Genomic DNA, 20,218 nt, shown 5'->3' on the forward strand with positions numbered 1-20,218 from the left:
AATACTTTTCCTGTATAATGTTCGTGTTTTCTAATTAAATTTTGTGATTTTTTTAAATAAGCTGTTACATTCACCTGAAAAACCATGTACAATAAGGGTGGTAAAAATAAAGAACAGGAAACGGATAGGAGAGGATCTCGCTGATGAAACATTTACCTGTACAAGACAAACAAGTGTTTAACGCCATCAAAGATGAGCGTAAGCGTCAACAGACTAAGATCGAATTAATTGCTTCTGAAAACTTCGTGACGGAAGCGGTAATGGAAGCACAAGGCTCTGTTTTAACAAACAAATATGCTGAAGGCTACCCCGGCAAACGCTACTACGGCGGCTGTGAGCATGTTGATGTCGTTGAGGACATCGCCCGCGACCGCGCGAAAGAGATTTTCGGAGCTGAGCATGTAAACGTTCAGCCGCACTCAGGCGCACAGGCGAACATGGCTGTTTACTTCACGATTTTAGAGCACGGCGACACGGTGCTCGGGATGAACCTCTCCCACGGCGGCCACTTAACACACGGAAGCCCGGTTAATTTCAGCGGCGTTCAATACAACTTTGTAGAATACGGTGTCGATAAAGACACGCAATATATAGATTATGAAGATGTGCGTGAAAAAGCGCTGGCGCATAAGCCGAAACTCATCGTTGCCGGAGCGAGCGCGTACCCCCGCACGATCGACTTTAAAAAATTCCGCGAAATCGCTGATGAAGTCGGCGCTTACTTCATGGTAGACATGGCGCATATCGCGGGTCTTGTCGCAGCCGGTCTTCATCCGAATCCGGTTCCTTACGCTGACTTTGTAACGACAACGACTCACAAAACACTTCGCGGACCCCGCGGAGGAATGATCCTTTGCCGTGAAGAGTTCGGCAAAAAGATTGATAAATCCATTTTCCCGGGAATCCAAGGCGGACCGCTTATGCATGTCATCGCGGCCAAAGCCGTTTCTTTCGGAGAAGTGCTTGAAGATGATTTCAAAACATATGCGCAAAACGTCATCTCGAACGCGAAGCGCCTGGCTGAGTCTCTGAACAAAGAGGGCATTCAGCTCGTATCAGGCGGAACGGATAACCACCTTGTGCTTGTCGACCTCCGCTCTCTCGGTCTGACCGGAAAAGTCGCTGAACACGTTCTTGATGAAATCGGCATTACATCTAATAAAAACGCGATCCCTTACGATCCGGAAAAACCGTTCGTCACAAGCGGAATCCGTCTTGGTACGGCAGCTGTGACAAGCCGCGGCTTTGACGGTGACGCGCTTGAAGAAGTCGGCGCCATCATCGGCCTCGCACTGAAAAATCATGAAGACGAAGCAAAACTTGAAGAAGCGAGACAGCGCGTATCTGCCTTGACTGAAAAGTTTTCTTTATATAAAGAACTGGACTATTAATAAGGAAGAAACCCGCCGGAACCTTAATCCGGCGGGTTTTTTTATGATTTTCTTGAAACTGTTTGTCTTTTTCTGTAGAATCAATAGAAGTGTGAAAAAGTCACTCGGACAACAAAAAAGGAGCTGAACACAGTATGGGAAAGGTTTACGTATTTGATCATCCTTTAATCCAGCATAAGCTGACATATATTCGGAATGAAAATACAGGCACAAAGGATTTCAGAGACCTTGTGGACGAAGTCGCGTCACTGATGGCGTTTGAAATTACACGTGATCTTCCTCTTAAAGAAGTGGAAGTGAAAACACCTGTTCAAACAGCGACTTCCAAAGTGATTTCAGGGAAGAAACTCGGTATCGTGCCGATCCTGAGAGCGGGTCTCGGAATGGTTGACGGCATGCTGAAATTAATCCCGGCCGCTAAAGTGGGACATGTCGGATTATACCGTGATCCGGAAACCTTAAAACCGGTGGAATACTATGTCAAGCTTCCTTCTGATGTAGAAGAACGCGAATTTATTGTCGTGGATCCGATGCTTGCTACGGGAGGTTCTGCGGTGGAAGCGATAAACAGCCTGAAAAAGCGCGGCGCGAGAAACATTCGTTTTATGTGTCTTGTAGCGGCTCCGGAAGGCGTGGAAGAACTGCAGAAACATCATTCTGACGTTGATATTTACATCGCCGCCCTTGATGAAAAACTGAATGAAAAAGGCTATATCGTTCCGGGCCTCGGTGACGCGGGTGACAGACTGTACGGAACCAAATAAATCGGAAAACCTCATTCAGGGGTTTTCTTTTTTTATCCAGATATTTGCTGAATGGGCAGAGTTCATACATTTATAGGTGAAATTGTGAACATTCTGTGTATGCTCCCGGTATAAAAAGTTTTTTAACTTTAAACAGATTGACACATGTTAGGGGCTATTGTATGCTAAACGAGGGTATTATGAGAAGGTTTTCATTCCTTTCATTTCTAGTATCCATCCTCATTTTAAATCCTCCAAAAAAACCCGTTATATGAGGATTTATCTAAGCGAATGAAACAGCATCCCGTGGCATCAGGAGGATGAGTGGTTTTTTCGAACAGGCCGTTTTGCGGACAAAAAAGGCCTTCTGCAAGGGTTAACCGCATGTTTTGCCGTATCCAGGAATTATATTACATTTTCATCAGGAGACAGATAGTTGATGGACGATCCCAATCTTACATTCAGCAGACAACGGAGATATGTATTTGTAATCTTAGCAATCTATTTGCTGGGATATGGTCTTACGGCGTATAAAACTGTTTTTTTAGGCCTCTTTTTGGGAACTGTTTTCAGTTTGTTTAATTTGTGGCTCTTGACCAGAAGAATGAATGCTTTTGACAAGGCCGTGGCGAAAGGAAAGTCCATACGATCACTCGGGAGCGCAGCGCGTTGGTGCAATGCGATACTTGCGATGGCTGTCGCCTTTAAATATCCCGATAAAGTCAGTGTGGCAAGTGTGATTATTGGATTAATGACAATTTATCCCGTCATTATGATAGATTCCATTATTCAGCTCAAACGTTCATCAATGGAAGAGAGGTGAAAACCCATTGAATCACGATTACAGAACTATTGATTTGTTTGGTCTTACTTTTAATCTGACAAACATTCTGATGATTACTGTGGCAAGTGTGATTGTGCTGCTGATTGCGATTCTCACTACGAGAACGCTGTCCATCCGTCCGGGAAAAGCCCAGAACTTCATGGAATGGATTGTTGATTTTGTCCGCAATATTATAGGCAGTACAATGGATTTAAAAACAGGGGCTAACTTCTTGGCGCTTGGTGTAACCTTGCTGATGTACATATTTGTATCAAATATGCTGGGGCTGCCGTTTTCTGTAACGGTCGGACACGAGCTTTGGTGGAAATCACCGACGGCCGATCCGGCTATTACTCTGACTCTAGCCGTTATGGTTGTGTCGTTAACGCACTATTACGGCGTGAAGATGAAAGGTTTGAAGGAATACTCTAAGGATTACCTCAGACCGGTTCCGCTTATGTTCCCGATGAAGATCATTGAGGAGTTTGCGAATACGCTGACACTCGGACTTCGTCTTTACGGTAACATTTTCGCCGGGGAAATTCTTCTTGGCCTGCTTGCGAATCTGGCGACGAATTTCTACTCAAACAGTTTCTTTCTCGGTTTGGTCGGCACAGTCGGAGCCATTATTCCGATGCTTGCATGGCAGGCGTTCAGCTTGTTCATCGGTACCATCCAGGCATTTATCTTTACGATGCTGACGATGGTGTACATGTCACACAAAATCAGTCATGATCATTAAAATCATATATCCATTCGGATAACATTTTAAAGGAGGAACTTTTTCATGAATTTAATAGCAGCTGCAATTGCAATCGGTTTAGGTGCACTTGGTGCAGGTATTGGTAACGGTCTGATCGTTTCACGTACGGTAGAGGGAATTGCCCGTCAGCCGGAAGCAGGAAAAGAACTTAGAACTCTTATGTTCATGGGTATCGCATTGGTTGAGGCCCTTCCGATTATCGCTGTCGTTATCGCGTTCTTAGCGTTCTTTGGCTAAGCAAAAAAGCCTTATATGAACTAAAAATGGCGAAGATCACTCTAAGAGAACCTTCGCCATTGCTTTATGTCTGATAAGCACGCCGTCCCGAAACGGCTTTTTATCAGCAGAGAAAACCTGCAGAAGGGAGTTGCCGTAGTAGATGTCTCAATTACCTCTTGAATTAGGACTGTCGTTTAACGGCGGAGATATCCTATTCCAATTGTTAGCTATGTTAGTTTTATTAGCGCTTCTCAAGAAATTCGCTCTTGGACCGCTATTAAATATAATGAAACAGCGTGAAGATCATATCGCCGGCGAAATTACGTCCGCTGAAGAAAGAAATAAAGAAGCGCAGAAGCTGATTGAAGAGCAACGCGTTCTTTTAAAAGAAGCGAAACAGGAATCACAATCACTCATTGAAAATGCGAAAAAACTGGGTGAAAAGCAGAAGGAAGACATTATCCAGGCTGCACGCGCCGAGTCTGAAAGATTGAAAGAAGCGGCGAGAACCGAAATTGTCAAAGAAAAAGAACAAGCGGTTTCCGCACTTCGCGAGCAAGTCGCATCACTTTCTGTCTTAATCGCATCGAAAGTGATTGAAAAAGAGCTTGATGAACAAGCCCAGGAACAACTGATTCAGGACTATCTTAAAGAGGTAGGAGAAAGCCGATGAGTGGATCTGCTGTCTCTAAACGATACGCGTCAGCGCTTTTCGACATTGCCGTTGAGACTTCTCAAATCAATGAAATCGAAGAAGAGCTTACCGTACTAAAAGAAGTGTTCCGGAACGAAGCCGGATTACAGGAAGTGTTAAGCCATCCGAAGGTATCGGCCGCTAAGAAAAAAGAGCTGATTCAGCAATCGTTCGGCGCACTGTCTGAGTCTGTGCTGCATACGATTTTTCTTCTGATTGACCGCCGCCGGTCTTCGGTTGTGCCTGATCTCACAGACGAGTTTATCAAACTTGCCAATCAGGCTCGTCAGACAGAGGACGCGGTTGTTTATTCAGTAAAACCGCTGTTAGAAGCGGAAATGTTATCATTGTCTCAAGTGTTTGCAAAAAAAGCCGGAATCGCTTCGCTCAGAATCAGAAATGAAGTGCAGACGGATTTAATAGGCGGCATTAAAGTCCGCATTGGAAACCGGATTTATGACGGAAGCGTAAGCGGAAAGCTTGAGCGCATGGAACGTCAACTTGCCGGAGGAAATCGATAGAAGGGGTGAAACCTAAGTGAGCATCAAAGCTGAAGAGATTAGCACGCTGATAAAGCAGCAAATTCAAAATTACCAATCTGAAATTGAAGTTCATGACGTAGGTACAGTCATCCAAGTCGGAGACGGTATTGCGCGTGTGCACGGCCTTGACAATTGTATGGCCGGTGAACTTGTTGAGTTTTCAAACGGCGTTTTGGGTATGGCTCAAAACCTTGAAGAATCCAACGTAGGTATCGTTATCTTAGGACCTTACAGAGATATCCGTGAAGGTGATGAGGTCAAAAGAACGGGCCGCATCATGGAAGTTCCTGTAGGTGAAGAATTAATCGGACGTATCGTCAACCCGCTCGGACAGCCGGTAGACGGACTGGGTCCGATTCTGACAAGCAAAACACGTCCGATCGAAAGCCAGGCTCCAGGCGTAATGGACCGTAAATCGGTACATGAGCCGCTGCAAACGGGTATCAAAGCGATCGACGCGTTAATTCCGATCGGCCGCGGACAGCGTGAGCTGATTATCGGTGACCGTCAGACAGGTAAAACATCTGTTGCGATTGATACAATCTTAAACCAAAAAGATCAAGACATGATCTGTGTGTACGTAGCGATCGGTCAAAAAGAATCTACAGTGCGCGGCGTGGTGGAAACACTTCGTAAGCATGGCGCGCTTGATTACACGATTGTCGTGACAGCGTCCGCTTCACAGCCGGCTCCGCTTCTGTACCTTGCACCGTATGCAGGGGTGACAATGGGTGAAGAATTCATGTACAACGGCAAGCACGTTCTCGTCGTATATGATGATTTATCCAAACAAGCGGCCGCTTACCGTGAGCTGTCATTGCTTCTTCGCCGTCCGCCGGGCCGTGAAGCATTCCCTGGGGATGTATTCTATCTTCACTCCCGTCTGCTTGAGCGCGCAGCCAAGCTGAGTGACGCAAAAGGTGCAGGATCAATTACGGCGCTGCCGTTCGTCGAAACACAAGCAGGAGATATCTCCGCTTATATCCCGACAAACGTCATTTCCATTACTGACGGACAGATTTTCCTTCAATCCGACCTATTCTTCTCAGGCGTGCGTCCTGCGATCAATGCCGGATTATCCGTATCCCGTGTCGGCGGATCAGCCCAAATCAAAGCGATGAAAAAGGTAGCGGGAACATTGCGTCTTGACCTGGCTTCATACCGTGAACTTGAAGCGTTCGCCCAATTCGGATCTGATCTTGACCAGGCGACTCAGGCGAAACTGAACCGCGGTGCGCGTACAGTTGAAGTGCTGAAGCAAGACTTGAATAAACCGCTTCCGGTTGAAAAACAGGTAGCCATTCTTTATGCGCTGACAAAAGGATATCTTGATGATATTCCGGTTGCGGATATCAGACGTTTTGAAGAAGAGTACTACATGTACCTTGATCAAAACCATAAAGATCTGCTTGACGGCATTGCGAAAACAGGAAACCTTCCTGCTGATGAAGACTTCAAAGCTGCAATCGAAGGCTTCAAACGCACATTTGCACCAAGCAACTAACCCTTAGAAGATGAGAGAAAAAGGTTCTCTTTTTCTCTCTTTTTACGCAAATGAAGAATAAAGGTGGTGAAATCTTTGGCCTCATTACGCGATATTAAGTCAAGGATCACGTCAACGAAAAAAACAAGCCAGATTACAAAAGCCATGCAGATGGTATCCGCTGCGAAGCTGAACCGTGCGGAAACCAACGCGAAGTCATTTGCTCCGTATATGGATAAGATCCAGGAGGTTGTGTTTAACGTCGGAAAAGGCGCGAAAAACGCGAAACACCCGATGCTTGTCTCAAGAGAAGTGAAAAAGACGGCGTATCTCGTCATTACGTCTGACCGCGGGCTTGCGGGTGCGTTTAACAGTTCGGTTTTGCGAAACGCTTACCGCACCATTCAAGAACGCCATCAGTCTAAAGATGAATACACGGTGATTGCAATCGGCAGAGTCGGCCGCGATTTCTTCAAAAAACGGGAAATGCCGATTTTGTCTGAGTTAGTGGGGCTTGGCGACGAGGTCACTTTTGCTCAGATTAAAGATTTGACCCGTCAGACGGTTCAAATGTTTATCGACGGCGCTTTTGATGAACTGCATTTGGTGTATAACCATTTCGTCAGTGCGATTTCACAGGAAGTGACGGAGAAAAAAGTGCTGCCTTTAACGGATTTCGGAACGAGCGGCGGGAAGCGCACGGCTTCATACGAGTTCGAACCGGATGAAGAAGAGGTGCTCGAAGTGCTGCTTCCTCAATATGCGGAAAGCTTAATTTACGGCGCGCTTCTTGACAGTAAAGCAAGTGAACACGCTGCGAGAATGACAGCAATGAAAAATGCGACTGATAATGCGAAAGAACTCATTGATTCACTTTCGCTTTCATATAACCGCGCGCGTCAAGCGGCGATTACACAAGAAATTACCGAAATTGTCGGCGGTGCAGCCGCTTTAGAATAGAAAGATTTTGTCAGGAGGGATAGCGATGAAGAAAGGACGCGTAAGTCAGGTGCTTGGACCGGTTGTCGACGTACGTTTCGAGGACGGCCACTTGCCTGCGATTTATAATGCGATTAAAGTTTCACAGCCAGCTACAGGCGAAAATGAAGTAGGCATCGACCTAACGCTAGAGGTTGCTCTTCATTTAGGCGATGATACAGTCCGTACAATTGCCATGGCATCTACGGACGGAATTCAGCGCGGAATGGAAGCTGTTGATACAGGTGCGCCAATTTCCGTTCCTGTCGGTGATGTGACTCTCGGACGCGTATTTAACGTACTGGGAGATAAAATTGATTTAAATGAACCGCTGCCTGCGGATGCTCAAAAGGACCCGATCCACAGATCAGCTCCTTCATTCGATGAGCTTTCAACTGAGGTTGAAATTCTTGAAACGGGAATTAAGGTTGTTGACCTGCTCGCTCCTTACATCAAGGGCGGTAAAATCGGATTGTTCGGCGGCGCCGGCGTAGGTAAAACCGTATTAATCCAGGAATTAATCAACAACATCGCGCAAGAGCACGGCGGTATTTCCGTATTCGCCGGTGTAGGAGAGCGTACTCGTGAAGGGAACGACCTTTTCTACGAAATGAGCGATTCAGGCGTTATCAAGAAAACAGCCATGGTCTTCGGACAAATGAACGAGCCGCCGGGCGCACGTATGCGTGTAGCATTGACGGGTCTTACAATGGCTGAGCATTTCCGTGATAAACAAGGACAGGACGTACTGTTCTTTATCGATAACATTTTCCGTTTCACACAAGCGGGTTCAGAGGTTTCCGCGCTTCTCGGCCGTATGCCTTCTGCGGTTGGTTATCAGCCGACGCTTGCGACAGAAATGGGTCAGCTTCAAGAGCGTATTACGTCTACAAACGTTGGTTCAGTTACATCTATCCAGGCGATCTACGTGCCTGCCGATGACTATACTGACCCGGCTCCGGCGACAACGTTCGCTCACTTGGATGCGACGACTAACCTTGAGCGTAAATTAACTGAAATGGGTATCTACCCTGCGGTTGATCCGCTGGCTTCCACTTCCCGCGCGCTTGCTCCGGAAATTGTCGGAGAAGAGCATTATGCGGTGGCGCGTGAAGTCCAGTCAACGCTTCAGCGTTACAAAGAACTTCAGGATATTATCGCGATTCTCGGTATGGACGAATTAGGTGAAGAAGACAAGCTTGTCGTTCACCGCGCACGCCGTATCCAGTTCTTCCTTTCTCAAAACTTCCACGTAGCTGAGCAGTTTACGGGACAAAAGGGTTCTTACGTGCCTGTTAAAGAAACGGTACGAGGCTTTAAAGAAATCCTTTCCGGTAAATATGACCATCTTCCGGAAGATGCATTCCGTCTTGTGGGACGCATTGAAGAAGTCATTGAGAATGCAAAAGAGATGGGTGTAGAAGTTTAATCTGGTCCTAGGAGGGTAAAAGCATGAAGACCGTTAAAGTCAATATCGTTACTCCCGACGGCCCAGTATATGATGCTGATATTGAAATGGTAAGTGTAAGAGCCGAGAGCGGTGATCTCGGTATCTTGCCTGGCCATATTCCGACCGTGGCTCCGCTTAAAATCGGCGCTGTCCGCCTTAAAAAAGACGGACAGACCGAATTGGCGGCTGTCAGCGGCGGATTTTTAGAAGTCCGTCCTGATCAGGTCACTATCCTTGCACAAGCCGCTGAAACAGCGGAAAGCATTGATAAAGAGCGCGCCCTTGCTGCGAAAAAGCGGGCGGAAGACCGTTTGAACAAACGATCAGATGATACTGACATTCGTCGGGCTGAGCTTGCGCTACAGCGGGCTGTAAACAGATTGGATGTTGCAGGAAACTAAAAAAGAATCCTTCTCGGCTGTCTGAGAAGGATTCTTTTTCTATATTAACGCATAAGAGATTCATAGACGCCGATAAGCGGATGATCCTCTTCTTTTTGCAGATATAAATGTTCGCAGCAGTTGTCGGTGTGCCACGTTTTGTTTCCTCTCCGCACACCCGTCGTATAGGCGCCGTCCGTATACGGATAAGGTTTGACGACCCATTCGGCATCGTCATGGTGTCTGATGGCGCAATCGATGACATACACACTGAGCATTTTCTCAAATTCGTCAATCGGCAGGTTCCAATCCGCCAAAAGCAGCTCTTGTATGCTGCGGAAGTAAAGAGCTTCCACTTCCAGCAGGCTGCCGCGTGAATAATCAAGAGAAATGTTGAAAAACTGACATAATTCTTTCAGTTCCTCTGTTTGAGACTGTCTATAATCATAGTAGAATGCTATCGCTTCCCACTCGTGGTCAAATACGGGAAGTGTTTCTCCATACTGCTTTTCCGGATGAAAAAAGGAATGATTCATATTCCCATCTCCTTTCCAAAAAAGTATATCATGCCGGAGAACGGACATTTAAGCGGGGATTGCCCCTAATTTTGGATAAAAATTCTGATGTAAAAATGATCATCTTTCTCTCTTCTTCTTATATAATAAGAGAGGATATGAGGGGCGGAAAAAATGAAAGGAGATGGGATTTGTGAATGTATTGGGGCAGCAGGCCGCAATCAGCATCCTGGTTCACCTGGTATGCATTGCGGTGACATGGTGGGCGCTTCAGGCCGTCAACTTTGATCCGCTGATCCGAAAAGGAAAAATAGTGCAGGCGAGGCTGCTGATCATTCTTCTTACCATTGCGATCGGTACGGCAGTCGCCAACTTCTTTTTAGATTATCTTACCTATTCGAAACAGCTTCCATACTTATTTTAAGATGTTTCGTCTGTTGAAATGAAGGGAATCGCTGGGTGAGAAACCAATTTTTCTTCACCCGCTTGGCGAGTTTTGACGAAGTTTTCCATGTATCGCTTTCCCCGGCTCCGGCAAAAATGGGAGTAAGGGGGAGAGATCGATATGAAGAAAAAAAGAGCAGGCCGCATCATCTTATTTTTTGTTTTTTTAAGCGCCTTAATAGCGGTATTTCATTCCATTCATGCAAGTGAGCTGTCTCCGCTTGCCCAGATTGCCGAAGGAATGGAGCGGCAGCAGGTCACTGTAGATGAATGGACGCTTCATGCGAAAGAAAATCTGAACCTGTCACTGAGTGAATTTGATGACAAGGTAAAAGAACTGAAGACGCAGTATCCGCAATATCATTGGGAATCCGCGCGGGAAGATAAAATCGTAAAGACCGTCGGCACGTATTCTGACAAAAAAAATCACACAACTTTTAAACTGCAGCTCGTCACTACCCTCAAAAACCAGAACCCAACTTCGTATTTATTATATGAGCAAATGAGCCCGGAGCAACCGGAAAACTGGAATGATACATATGAACAGTTTGAACGGCAGGCACATGACATATTTCAAAATAAAGTATTTATTTTTACTTGTCTAAAGGGTCATTTAAATGATAATATGAGTATTGTTTTGCAAAAAAAAGCAGAACAGCTCATGAAAGAATTTGAAGCAAGTCCAGTTGAACATGTAGTTGAGCCTCATTTCGTTTCTGTTTCTGCATTTACATATAAGTGGACAGATTACATCATGACATCGAAACATAAGATGAATGTGCAAGTTGCGCTTAGAAGTGCGGGAATGGGCGAAAAACATACCGTTACGGTTGGCACACCAATCGTGACGACTGAATATTAATATAGAGAATATAGGGACGCGGAGGGGAATACCTTGGAAAAAATCATCGTCCGCGGCGGTCAGAAGTTAAACGGCACAGTGAAAGTTGAAGGAGCAAAAAATGCCGTTTTACCAGTTATCGCTGCATCTTTATTAGCAAGTGAAGAAAAAAGCGTAATATGTGATGTACCTACGCTCTCCGATGTATATACAATTAATGAAGTGTTGCGTCATTTAGGAGCAGATGTGCATTTTGAGAATAATGAAGTTACCGTAAACGCTTCTTACGCTTTAGAAACAGAAGCACCTTTTGAATATGTGCGCAAAATGCGCGCGTCAGTGCTTGTTATGGGCCCTCTGTTAGCCCGTACGGGTCATTCAAGAGTAGCGCTTCCGGGCGGCTGCGCAATCGGCTCAAGACCGATTGATCAGCATTTAAAAGGCTTTGAAGCAATGGGTGCAAAAATCAAAGTAGGCAACGGCTTTATTGAAGCAGAAGTAGAAGGCCGTCTGCAGGGCGCAAAAATCTATTTAGATTTCCCAAGTGTGGGTGCGACAGAAAACTTGATTATGGCAGCTGCTTTAGCTGAAGGAACAACAACGCTTGAAAACGTGGCAAAAGAGCCTGAAATCGTTGACTTAGCGAACTATATCAATGCGATGGGCGGAAAAATCCGCGGAGCCGGCACAGGCACCATTAAAATTGAAGGTGTCGAGAAGCTTCACGGCGTAAGACACAACATCATTCCTGACCGTATTGAGGCGGGTACTTTCATGGTGGCTGCGGCTATCACGGAAGGAAATGTATTAGTGAAAGGTGCGGTTCCTGAGCATCTTACGTCTTTAATTGCGAAGATGGAAGAAATGGGAGTCAAAATTACGGATGAAGGAGAAGGCCTTCGTGTCATCGGTCCTGCCCAGCTGAAGCCGATCGACATTAAAACGATGCCTCACCCAGGATTCCCGACTGATATGCAGTCGCAAATGATGGCGCTGCTTCTCCGTGCGAGCGGAACAAGCATGATTACTGAAACTGTGTTTGAAAACCGTTTTATGCATGCTGAAGAATTCCGCCGGATGAATGGCGACATTAAAATTGAAGGACGTTCTGTGATCATTAACGGTCCTGTACAGCTGCAAGGCGCAGAAGTTGCCGCTACGGACCTGCGTGCGGGCGCGGCGCTGATTCTTGCGGGATTAGTGGCTGAAGGTCATACACGCGTCACGGAACTGAAGCACTTGGATCGCGGTTATGTGAATTTCCATAAAAAACTTGCGGCTCTCGGCGCTGACATCGAGCGTGTCGTTGATGAAACGGCCGCTGAACAAGAAAGCAAAGAAGTCGTAACTGACCTAAACGCATAATGGCTGTAAAAACAGTATGTCAATCTGGCATACTGTTTTTTTATGGTTTATCATCATTATTATGCTCTGATTTCCAAAAAAGAATACGTTTTTCGCGTGAAAAATGGAATAAAGATTCTGTCCAAAAGGAAGTCATATTAGCTTGTCCCTGCCCATAAGATGAAGTAGAGTCGAATCCCAAGCAGGAGGCAGCTGATATATGAAACCGATTGTATTTCTACTATCCGGGCTGTGTATACTTATTCTTCTAGTCCCCACCATTCTCGTCCTTCCGTTTCAGGCAGAAAAAGGAGCAGCCGTAAACAGAGAGCCCGGACACAAAACAGCACACACCACACGAGAAACAAAAGGAGCAGAAACATTGAAAGAATCACCTGTATCCATTCCGGTTTATCGGACATCCAATCATTCTGTAGAAAACATTCCGCTTGAAGAGTACGTGATCGGTGTCGTGGCTTCCGAAATGCCCGCAGATTTTAAACCGGAGGCCTTAAAAGCCCAGGCGCTCGCCGCCCGGACATTCATCGTCAGACTGATGGTCGCTGACTCAGCCGTCCAGGCGCCGAAAGGATCACTGGTGGATGATACGCAAATGTTCCAAGTCTATCAAAGCAAAAGCCAGCTGAAAAAAGAATGGGGTTCTAAGTACGCACACAACCTCAAGAAAATCACAAACGCGGTGGCCGGCACGCAAGGAAAGATTTTAACGTACGATAACAAGCCGATTGAGGCATCTTTCTTCTCTACGAGTAACGGGTATACGGAAAATGCGGAAGCCTATTGGACAAGCGCCATTCCTTATTTAAAAAGCGTGAAAAGTCCGTGGGATAAGCAATCGCCGAAATATCTTGCCACCCAGACCTTCAGTGTGCCGGAGTTTCAGCAAAAGCTCGGCGTACAGCTCTCAGGACAAAACACGGTGGGACAGATTACAGCCAGAACGCCGGGCCATCAAGTGGCAACGGCCGTCATCAACGGCAAAAAGCTGAAGGGAAGAGACATCCGGGAAAAACTCGGACTCCGTTCTGCCGACTTTGAATGGAAACGAAACGGCAGCAGCATCACCATTACGACAAAAGGATTCGGCCACGGCGTCGGCATGAGCCAGTACGGGGCCAATTACATGGCGGAGCAGGGAAAATCAGTGGCGGACATCGTCAAGCATTATTATCAGGGAGTGGACATTTCCGAAGCAGATTCATTTTTAAACAAATATATGGCGAAAAAATAGACGCTTTCATGAGCGTCTGTTTTTTTGAAAACTATTCCATAAACGGTAAAGCAACCAACAGACTCATATAACGAAAGCCTAAAGGCTGACAAATGTCGATTGAAGGCTGAGCGCCGGGTGTAAATCACTGATAAAAATGCCGCTTCTATGTGAATATACGCAAAAATAATGAGGAACGCCGTCCTATTTATTTCCCTTTTCATCTCATTTACGATAAATATTGTTCGGCGTTGAACGTAAATCTATTGAAAAGGGGAAAAAGCAATGAAAAAAACATTTTCACTCATACTCATGCTCGGATTGATGCTGACTGCTGCATCTCCTGCTTTTGCTGCCGAGAATGCAAACGAGAAGACTCTTTCATTTAAAAACAATACCGCCATTTTACTTGATGCGAGCGGCAGTATGGCAAAACGGATTGACGGTGTTTCTAAATACAACATGGCAAAAGAAGAAATTGTCCGTTTTGCGGATCAAATTAAATCTAAATCACAGGTCAGAATGACAGTTTTCGGTTCGGAAGGCAATAATAAAAACTCCGGAAAGGTTCAATCTTGTGAATCCATTCGCGGTGTGTACGGATTCCAAAGGTTTGACAGACAGAGCTTCCTTAACTCTCTTAACGGAATCGGGCCTACGGGCTGGACACCGATTGCAAAAGCATTAGAGGATGCGAAGGCTTCCTTTACCGGTTTGCACAAACTTGGCAGTAAATCCGTTTTCCTGTTGACGGACGGCGAGGAGACATGCGGAGGAGATCCTGTTAAGACAGCGAAAGAACTTCGCAAACAGCATATTAAAGTCAACGTGATCGGCTTTGACTTTAAGGAAGGCTTCAACGGCCAGCTTCACGAGATTGCCAAAGCGGGCGGAGGAAAATATTACGAAGCTCACAGCCAAAAGGATATGAACCGCATCTTTACAATGGCAGCGAGTTCATTAGCGGAATAAGAAAAGGTGCCGTTTATCGGCCCTTTTTTTTATTTTTATTTAACAAAAATTTCAAGAAAAGATGAAGAGAAAACTGTAAAAAGAATCAGATTCCGGACTTATATTACAAAAAGGGCGAAAAAGGCATTAAATCTGTCATCATTTATCCAATCTTTTTAGGATGATGCGCATAATTCTGTTCATTTTTAACGGCGTACAGCCGCTTATACAAAAGGAATCCCGCCCTATATCTTTTTGCATACACGTCATCTAGCATAGAGAAGAGCCGGGGGCCCATCGGCCAAAAACAAACGGAGAGGAATGAAGGAAATGAAAAAAATGTTCACTGCGGGGATTGTCGGACTTTTGACGCTTTCACTCGGATCACCTGTTTTTGCAGCTGAGAAAAAGCACGAAGAAACAAACGTTGCTGTGCTGTTTGATGCAAGCGGAAGCATGATACAAAAAACAGGGGGAGAGCGTAAAATAGATGTTGCGAAAGAGTCTGTCACTTCTTTTGCGGAAGTTCTTCCTGAAGACACGAATCTGATGCTTCGGGTATTCGGGCATAAGGGCAATAATAAAAACTCAGGCAAAGCCGTATCATGTAATGCGACAGAAACGTTATACGGCCTTCAGCCGTACGCCGTGACTCCATTTGAGCAATCACTCAGCAAGATTAAACCGACCGGCTGGACACCGATTGCGAAAGCGCTCTCTGATACGCGTGAAGAATTTGAGCGGGCCGGCGCCACAGGGAAAAACGTCGTATATCTGATCACAGACGGTGAAGAAACATGCGGCGGTAATCCTCAGGCCGAAATTCAAAAGCTCCGTAAAGCGAACGTCAACACGATCGTCAATATCATCGGCTTCAACTTCGGCATGAAAGGAAGCGAAAGCCTTGAAAAAGCGGCGGAAGCGGGAGGCGGCACATATGTCTCAGCTGACAGCGCGGACGAGTTCAAACAGGCTTGGGAAGACGCTGCAAAGGATTTAGCAAAAGAATAGGTTAAAAAAGGACGCCCGCGCGGCGTCTTTTTTGTTTAGAAAACGGAACCGCGGGAATGATACGGATAAAAGGAGATGAACGCTGTTGTTAAAAGGAGCAGGCATTATATTAGTGCTGGCGGCAGTCGTTTTTGTTCTGATGGGAATTTTTCTGAAGCTTGCCGCCTTCATATTCGTCAGTATATTGGCCATTATCGCCGCAGTTATTTTATTCACCATTCTGAGCAGACATCATCGCAATGAAACATAGAGTCCTAAGAGGGCTCTTTTTTTAAACCGCAAATTCGACAAAATACAGGGATTGTGGAAGAATAAAAGAGAAGGATACTGCGGAGGGGAAAACAGTGGATGAAAAAACAACAGCGGTTAGAGACATATACCGCTATGAAAAAGGGGTATTAACAAAGACGGCAGATCGGATGGTTTCAGAGTATCCGCTGACCGTCATGGTGAACGGACAGGAATTTGTTACGCTCGTCTGCACGCCTGACCATTTAGAGGAACTCGTCATCGGATTTCTCGCATCAGAAGGCGTCATTCGTTTTGAAAAAGAAATCAAAAGCTTTACTATAGATGAAAGTCTCGGGTTTGCATATGTTGAACTGACGAATCCCGGAGTGCTTGAGCAAAAAGACTATACGAAGAGGGTCATCGGTTCATGCTGCGGGAAAGGCCGCCATTTTTACTTTCAGCAGGATGTGAAAACGGCCAAAACCGCCGTCAGCCGTATCACTATAACTCCTGAGACGTGCCTTCGCCTGATGAAGGAGATGCAAAGAGGAAGCGGCACCTTCCAGGAAACGGGCGGCGTCCATAATGCGGCGCTGTGCGATACGGAAAAGCTGCTCTTCATGAGGACGGACATCGGGCGCCACAACGCGCTGGATAAGCTGTACGGCTGCTGTTTGAAAAACGGAATGCCGGTCCGTGACAAGCTGATCGTCTTCAGCGGCCGGATTTCCTCGGAGGTTTTATTAAAAGCCGCAAAAATCGGCGTGTCGATTGTCATTTCAAAATCGGCGCCGACGGAGCTCGCGCTGCAAATGGCGGAAGAGCTGAACATAACCGCGATAGGTTTTGTCAGAAACGGATCATTTAACGTATACACACATCCTGAACGGGTTGAACAATAGAAAGGGGTCTTGGGCTTATGAATACAGAAACGCGCCGGGTGACAGACAAAAGGGAAAGGCCGCTCAGGGATCTTCGTATCTCTGTAACCGACCGCTGCAACTTCAGATGCACGTACTGTATGCCAGCCGAATTATTCGGACCGGATTATCCATTTTTAAAAAAGACGGAATTGCTCTCCTTCGAGGAGCTTGAGCGGCTTGCGAAGCTGTTTGTCGGCCGCTTCGGCGTTGAAAAAATCAGGCTGACGGGCGGAGAGCCGCTCATGAGAAAAGATATGCCTGAATTGATCAAAAAACTTGCGCGCATCCCCGGACTTAAAGATATCGCGATGACGACAAACGGCTCTCTGCTTCCCGTGTATGCGGAAAAACTGAAGCAGGCGGGGCTGCATCGCGTGACAGTCAGCCTCGATTCTTTAGAGGATGAGCGGTTTAAGGCCATTAACGGCCGCGGGGTTTCGGTGAACAAGGTGCTTGAGGGCATTGAGGCGGCAAAAGCGGCCGGACTCGGTGTGAAAATCAACATGGTTGTTCAAAAGGGCGTCAATGAAAAAGATATCCTGCCGATGGCCCGCTATTTTAAAGAAAAGGGTCATATTCTCCGGTTTATTGAATTTATGGATGTAGGCAATACGAATCAATGGAATAAAAAAGATGTGATCACGAAGGCAGAGATTATTGATCTGATCAACCAGCACATGCCGACGGAGCCGATAGAAGCGAATTATAAAGGAGAGGTCGCTTCCAGGTTCCGCTATCTTGACGGTTCCGGCGAAATCGGCGTGATTTCCTCCGTCTCGGATGCATTCTGCGCCTCCTGCAACAGAGCGCGCCTGTCGGCGAGAGGCGAGCTGTTTACGTGCCTGTTTGCGTCAAGCGGCTATGATGTTCGGAAACTCGTGCGCGGCGGTCTGACCGATGATGAATTGACGGAATCCATCGCTTCTGTCTGGAGAAATCGCACGGATCAGTATTCAATTGACCGCGCGCTTTCTAAAACGGATGGGAAAAAGAAAGTGGAAATGTCTTATATAGGCGGATGAAGAAAAGCTTGCCCGGACAAGGGCAGGCTTTTTTATTCACAATATGAGAGCGGTCTGTTCAAAAAATACCGGTGACAGCCGAAATATATGATAGGAATTTTGATGCAGGACAATCAAGTTATGCAATTCCAAAGCCATACAATATGTTAAAATATAACCAATAGAAATTAGAAAAGGTTGTGAAAGGGGCATGACCGCATACGAGATTCCGTCATCTCAAGTTGGAGTCAAGATCAACAAATGGTACAAGCACATTTTAGCGTTTCAAGCGGCTGATGCCATAAAGCTGAAAGAGGAAATTGATGAGGATATACAACGTATGGAGGAAGACCAGCTGCTGCTGTTATATTATCAGCTGATCAGCTACCGCCATCATATTATGCTTGATTACGTCAAGCCGGAATGCACCGAACAATCACAGATTCAGTACAGCGAGCTGCAAAAGACGATCGAAAGCACGGACAGCATATCGGGACTGTCTGAGTATTATTTCCATTTGTTCAGAGGGATGTATGAATTCGATCACAATAACTATGTTGCGGCTATTTCTTTTTACCGGAAAGCGGAAAAACTCCTTTCATTTGTCGAGGATGATATAGAGAGGGCGGAATTCCATTTCAAGATGTCTGAAGTGTTTTATGTCATGAAGCAGACTCATTTTTCCATGAATCACGGGATTCAGGCGCTGGATACGTATATGAAACACGATTTCTACAGAGTGCGGAGAATTCAATGCCATTTCGTCATCTCAGGAAACTACATCGACTGCAAAAACTACGACAAAGCGCTTGAGCATTTAGACGAAGCCCTCCGCCTTTCTTTGCTTGAAGGACAGCCCCGCCTGATCGGGTCTTCGCTTTACAATCTGGGGAATTGTTATTCTGAAAAGCGAGATCTGGATGAAGCGGCCCGGTACTTTAGAAAAGCGGTTCCCGTTTTTGAAGAGCATCAGCTTGAACAGCTTCCGAAGGCGCTGTTCAGCTTAACGCACACCCTTTTCAGGCTGCATGATGACCAAGCGGCCCTTACCTATTATGAAAGAGGGGTCATGATCGCGAAAGAACGGGGCGATCGATTCAGTTTAGAGAAGTATAAGTTTTTACAAGCGCTTTATTTGGAGTCACTCAATATGGATTTAATCCATGAAGTGTTTGACTATATGAATGAAAAATCGCTGTATGTGTATATTGAAGATTTCGCCTTGGAGGCCGCCGTTTACACAAGCGCACATGAGCAATATAAAGAAGCGGCGTATTTTTATGAAAAAGCGATTCGCATGAGAGAAAACATTCAAAAAGAACAGTGTTTATACGATATATAATTTTCTTAACCATCTGATCAGCAGATGGTTATTTTTTTATGCACATCATAACGTTTGACCATAGAAAAAAACGGAAAAATCGCAAAAGAGAGAAAAAAGTATGATGGGAAGGAGGGATTTGTTGTTCGGATTCAATGATATGATAAAGTTTTTCGTATCATTTCTCATCATTCTGCCGATGGTGTCTGTCATTCATGTGTCGGGACACAGCTTTATGGCCATGCTGTTCGGAGGCAAGGCATCATTGGATATCGGAATGGGGAAACGTCTTTTAAAAGTAGGGCCGATTCAGGTTCGGCGTATCTACTTCATAGATTCTTTCTGCAAGTTCGGCGAATTGCGGATAGATAACCGTCTGACGAGCGCGCTCGTCTATTCCGGAGGCTGTCTGTTTAATCTCGCTTCTATCTTTTTAATAAATCTGCTGATCATAAAAGATGTCCTCGAGCCAAACTTATTTTTTTACCAATTTGTCTATTTTTCAACTTATTATGTTTTCTTTGCCCTTCTGCCGGTGCAATACGGGGATAATAAGCTGTCAGACGGATTGGCTGTTTACAAAGTGCTCCGCTACGGGGAACGCTGTGAAATCAATAATTGAGAGTTTACATGTTTGCTATCAGGCTGAAAGGGAAGAAAACAAGTACACAGAACAAAAAAGGAGCTGAAGAGATCATGAGTCAAGATAACGGTTTAAAAGACAAAGTAAAAGGCGGCATGAACAAAATGAAAGGGGAAGCAAAGGACAAAGCAGGCGACATGGCAAACAAGTCCGACTTAAAAGCGGAAGGTAAAAAAGACAAAGCGAAAGGCAGCCTGCAAAAGGGTGTCGGCAAAACGAAAGATAAACTCAGTGATGATTAATTTGATAGTGAAACACAGCAAAAGCCCAAAATATTTTGGGCTTTTTGTTATGAG

At 45.7% G+C, this 20,218-nt stretch carries 24 protein-coding genes; 23 read left to right on the forward strand and 1 reads right to left on the reverse strand.

The genetic code is table 11. The features are described 5' to 3' along the window. Positions 1-143 precede the first annotated feature (143 nt). From glyA to BGM27_RS11985, 11 genes are all read left to right on the forward strand, one after another. Positions 144-1,391, forward strand: coding sequence for a serine hydroxymethyltransferase (gene glyA, locus BGM27_RS11935; RefSeq protein ID WP_007407597.1), 1,248 nt, complete (start codon positions 144-146; stop codon positions 1,389-1,391). Between the two features lie 134 nt (positions 1,392-1,525). Next, positions 1,526-2,155: a uracil phosphoribosyltransferase gene (upp, locus tag BGM27_RS11940; protein ID WP_003151154.1), complete on the forward strand. Its 630-nt coding sequence runs from the start codon at positions 1,526-1,528 to the stop codon at positions 2,153-2,155. Between the two features lie 418 nt (positions 2,156-2,573). Beyond that, positions 2,574-2,957, forward strand: coding sequence for an ATP synthase subunit I (atpI, locus tag BGM27_RS11945; protein WP_003151155.1), 384 nt, complete (start codon positions 2,574-2,576; stop codon positions 2,955-2,957). A gap of 7 nt (positions 2,958-2,964) precedes the next feature. Then, the gene (gene atpB / locus BGM27_RS11950) at positions 2,965-3,699 is read left to right on the forward strand and encodes a F0F1 ATP synthase subunit A (protein WP_003151158.1); all 735 of its coding nucleotides are present in this window, start codon (positions 2,965-2,967) and stop codon (positions 3,697-3,699) included. A gap of 45 nt (positions 3,700-3,744) precedes the next feature. After that, the gene (gene atpE, locus BGM27_RS11955) at positions 3,745-3,957 is read left to right on the forward strand and encodes a F0F1 ATP synthase subunit C (RefSeq protein WP_003151167.1); all 213 of its coding nucleotides are present in this window, start codon (positions 3,745-3,747) and stop codon (positions 3,955-3,957) included. A 142-nt stretch (positions 3,958-4,099) separates the two neighbouring features. Next, positions 4,100-4,612 (forward strand): F0F1 ATP synthase subunit B, encoded by a 513-nt coding sequence (gene atpF, locus BGM27_RS11960; RefSeq protein WP_003151168.1) that lies wholly within the window; start codon positions 4,100-4,102, stop codon positions 4,610-4,612. Beyond that, positions 4,609-5,154, forward strand: coding sequence for a F0F1 ATP synthase subunit delta (locus BGM27_RS11965; protein ID WP_007407596.1), 546 nt, complete (start codon positions 4,609-4,611; stop codon positions 5,152-5,154). The genes atpF and BGM27_RS11965 overlap by 4 nt, the downstream gene beginning before the upstream one ends. Before the next feature lie 16 nt (positions 5,155-5,170). Next, positions 5,171-6,679, forward strand: a complete 1,509-nt coding sequence (gene atpA, locus BGM27_RS11970; protein WP_003151170.1) for a F0F1 ATP synthase subunit alpha — start codon at positions 5,171-5,173, stop codon at positions 6,677-6,679. Positions 6,680-6,754: 75 nt separating this feature from the next. Continuing rightward, entirely contained in the window at positions 6,755-7,618 is an 864-nt protein-coding gene (atpG, locus tag BGM27_RS11975; protein ID WP_003151172.1) for an ATP synthase F1 subunit gamma, read from the forward strand. Positions 7,619-7,643: 25 nt separating this feature from the next. Further along, a complete protein-coding gene (gene atpD / locus BGM27_RS11980; protein WP_003151173.1) occupies positions 7,644-9,065 on the forward strand; it encodes a F0F1 ATP synthase subunit beta in 1,422 nt (473 codons plus the stop codon). A gap of 23 nt (positions 9,066-9,088) precedes the next feature. After that, positions 9,089-9,487 (forward strand): F0F1 ATP synthase subunit epsilon, encoded by a 399-nt coding sequence (locus tag BGM27_RS11985; protein WP_003151176.1) that lies wholly within the window; start codon positions 9,089-9,091, stop codon positions 9,485-9,487. A gap of 44 nt (positions 9,488-9,531) precedes the next feature. On the opposite strand, the gene BGM27_RS11990 is transcribed toward BGM27_RS11985, so the two are convergent. Beyond that, on the reverse strand, positions 9,532-10,002 hold the full coding sequence (locus BGM27_RS11990; protein ID WP_007407595.1) for a hypothetical protein: 471 nt from the start codon (positions 10,000-10,002) through the stop codon (positions 9,532-9,534). 172 nt (positions 10,003-10,174) lie between these two features. On the opposite strand from BGM27_RS11990, the gene BGM27_RS11995 reads away from it, so the two are divergent. The 12 genes from BGM27_RS11995 to BGM27_RS12050 all read left to right on the forward strand — a co-directional run bounded on the left by BGM27_RS11995 (position 10,175) and on the right by BGM27_RS12050 (position 20,164). Next, positions 10,175-10,405: a DUF1146 family protein gene (locus BGM27_RS11995; protein ID WP_003151181.1), complete on the forward strand. Its 231-nt coding sequence runs from the start codon at positions 10,175-10,177 to the stop codon at positions 10,403-10,405. Between the two features lie 141 nt (positions 10,406-10,546). Next, positions 10,547-11,287 (forward strand): YwmB family TATA-box binding protein, encoded by a 741-nt coding sequence (locus BGM27_RS12000; RefSeq protein WP_007407593.1) that lies wholly within the window; start codon positions 10,547-10,549, stop codon positions 11,285-11,287. A 33-nt stretch (positions 11,288-11,320) separates the two neighbouring features. Continuing rightward, positions 11,321-12,631 (forward strand): UDP-N-acetylglucosamine 1-carboxyvinyltransferase, encoded by a 1,311-nt coding sequence (gene murA / locus BGM27_RS12005; RefSeq protein WP_007407592.1) that lies wholly within the window; start codon positions 11,321-11,323, stop codon positions 12,629-12,631. 199 nt (positions 12,632-12,830) lie between these two features. Then, a complete protein-coding gene (gene spoIID / locus BGM27_RS12010) occupies positions 12,831-13,862 on the forward strand; it encodes a stage II sporulation protein D (RefSeq protein ID WP_007407591.1) in 1,032 nt (343 codons plus the stop codon). Between the two features lie 264 nt (positions 13,863-14,126). Beyond that, on the forward strand, positions 14,127-14,813 hold the full coding sequence (locus BGM27_RS12015; protein WP_007407590.1) for a VWA domain-containing protein: 687 nt from the start codon (positions 14,127-14,129) through the stop codon (positions 14,811-14,813). Positions 14,814-15,122: 309 nt separating this feature from the next. Continuing rightward, entirely contained in the window at positions 15,123-15,803 is a 681-nt protein-coding gene (locus BGM27_RS12020) for a VWA domain-containing protein (RefSeq protein WP_012118657.1), read from the forward strand. 85 nt (positions 15,804-15,888) lie between these two features. Further along, positions 15,889-16,053: a hypothetical protein gene (locus tag BGM27_RS12025; protein WP_007407587.1), complete on the forward strand. Its 165-nt coding sequence runs from the start codon at positions 15,889-15,891 to the stop codon at positions 16,051-16,053. 94 nt (positions 16,054-16,147) lie between these two features. Next, positions 16,148-16,936: a formate dehydrogenase accessory sulfurtransferase FdhD gene (gene fdhD / locus BGM27_RS12030; protein WP_007407586.1), complete on the forward strand. Its 789-nt coding sequence runs from the start codon at positions 16,148-16,150 to the stop codon at positions 16,934-16,936. Between the two features lie 17 nt (positions 16,937-16,953). Beyond that, entirely contained in the window at positions 16,954-17,979 is a 1,026-nt protein-coding gene (gene moaA, locus BGM27_RS12035) for a GTP 3',8-cyclase MoaA (protein ID WP_007407585.1), read from the forward strand. 190 nt (positions 17,980-18,169) lie between these two features. Then, positions 18,170-19,300, forward strand: a complete 1,131-nt coding sequence (locus tag BGM27_RS12040) for a response regulator aspartate phosphatase (RefSeq protein ID WP_007407584.1) — start codon at positions 18,170-18,172, stop codon at positions 19,298-19,300. Between the two features lie 121 nt (positions 19,301-19,421). Continuing rightward, complete coding sequence (locus BGM27_RS12045) at positions 19,422-19,901, forward strand: hypothetical protein (protein ID WP_007407583.1); 480 nt, start codon at positions 19,422-19,424, stop codon at positions 19,899-19,901. A gap of 74 nt (positions 19,902-19,975) precedes the next feature. After that, positions 19,976-20,164 carry a CsbD family protein gene (locus BGM27_RS12050; protein ID WP_012118653.1) on the forward strand — a complete coding sequence of 63 codons (189 nt, stop codon included), beginning with the start codon at positions 19,976-19,978 and terminating at the stop codon, positions 20,162-20,164. Positions 20,165-20,218: the final 54 nt, after the last annotated feature.

The organism is Bacillus sp. FJAT-27001 (genome assembly GCF_019039175.1).
Lineage (GTDB): Bacteria > Bacillota > Bacilli > Bacillales > Bacillaceae > Bacillus > Bacillus velezensis.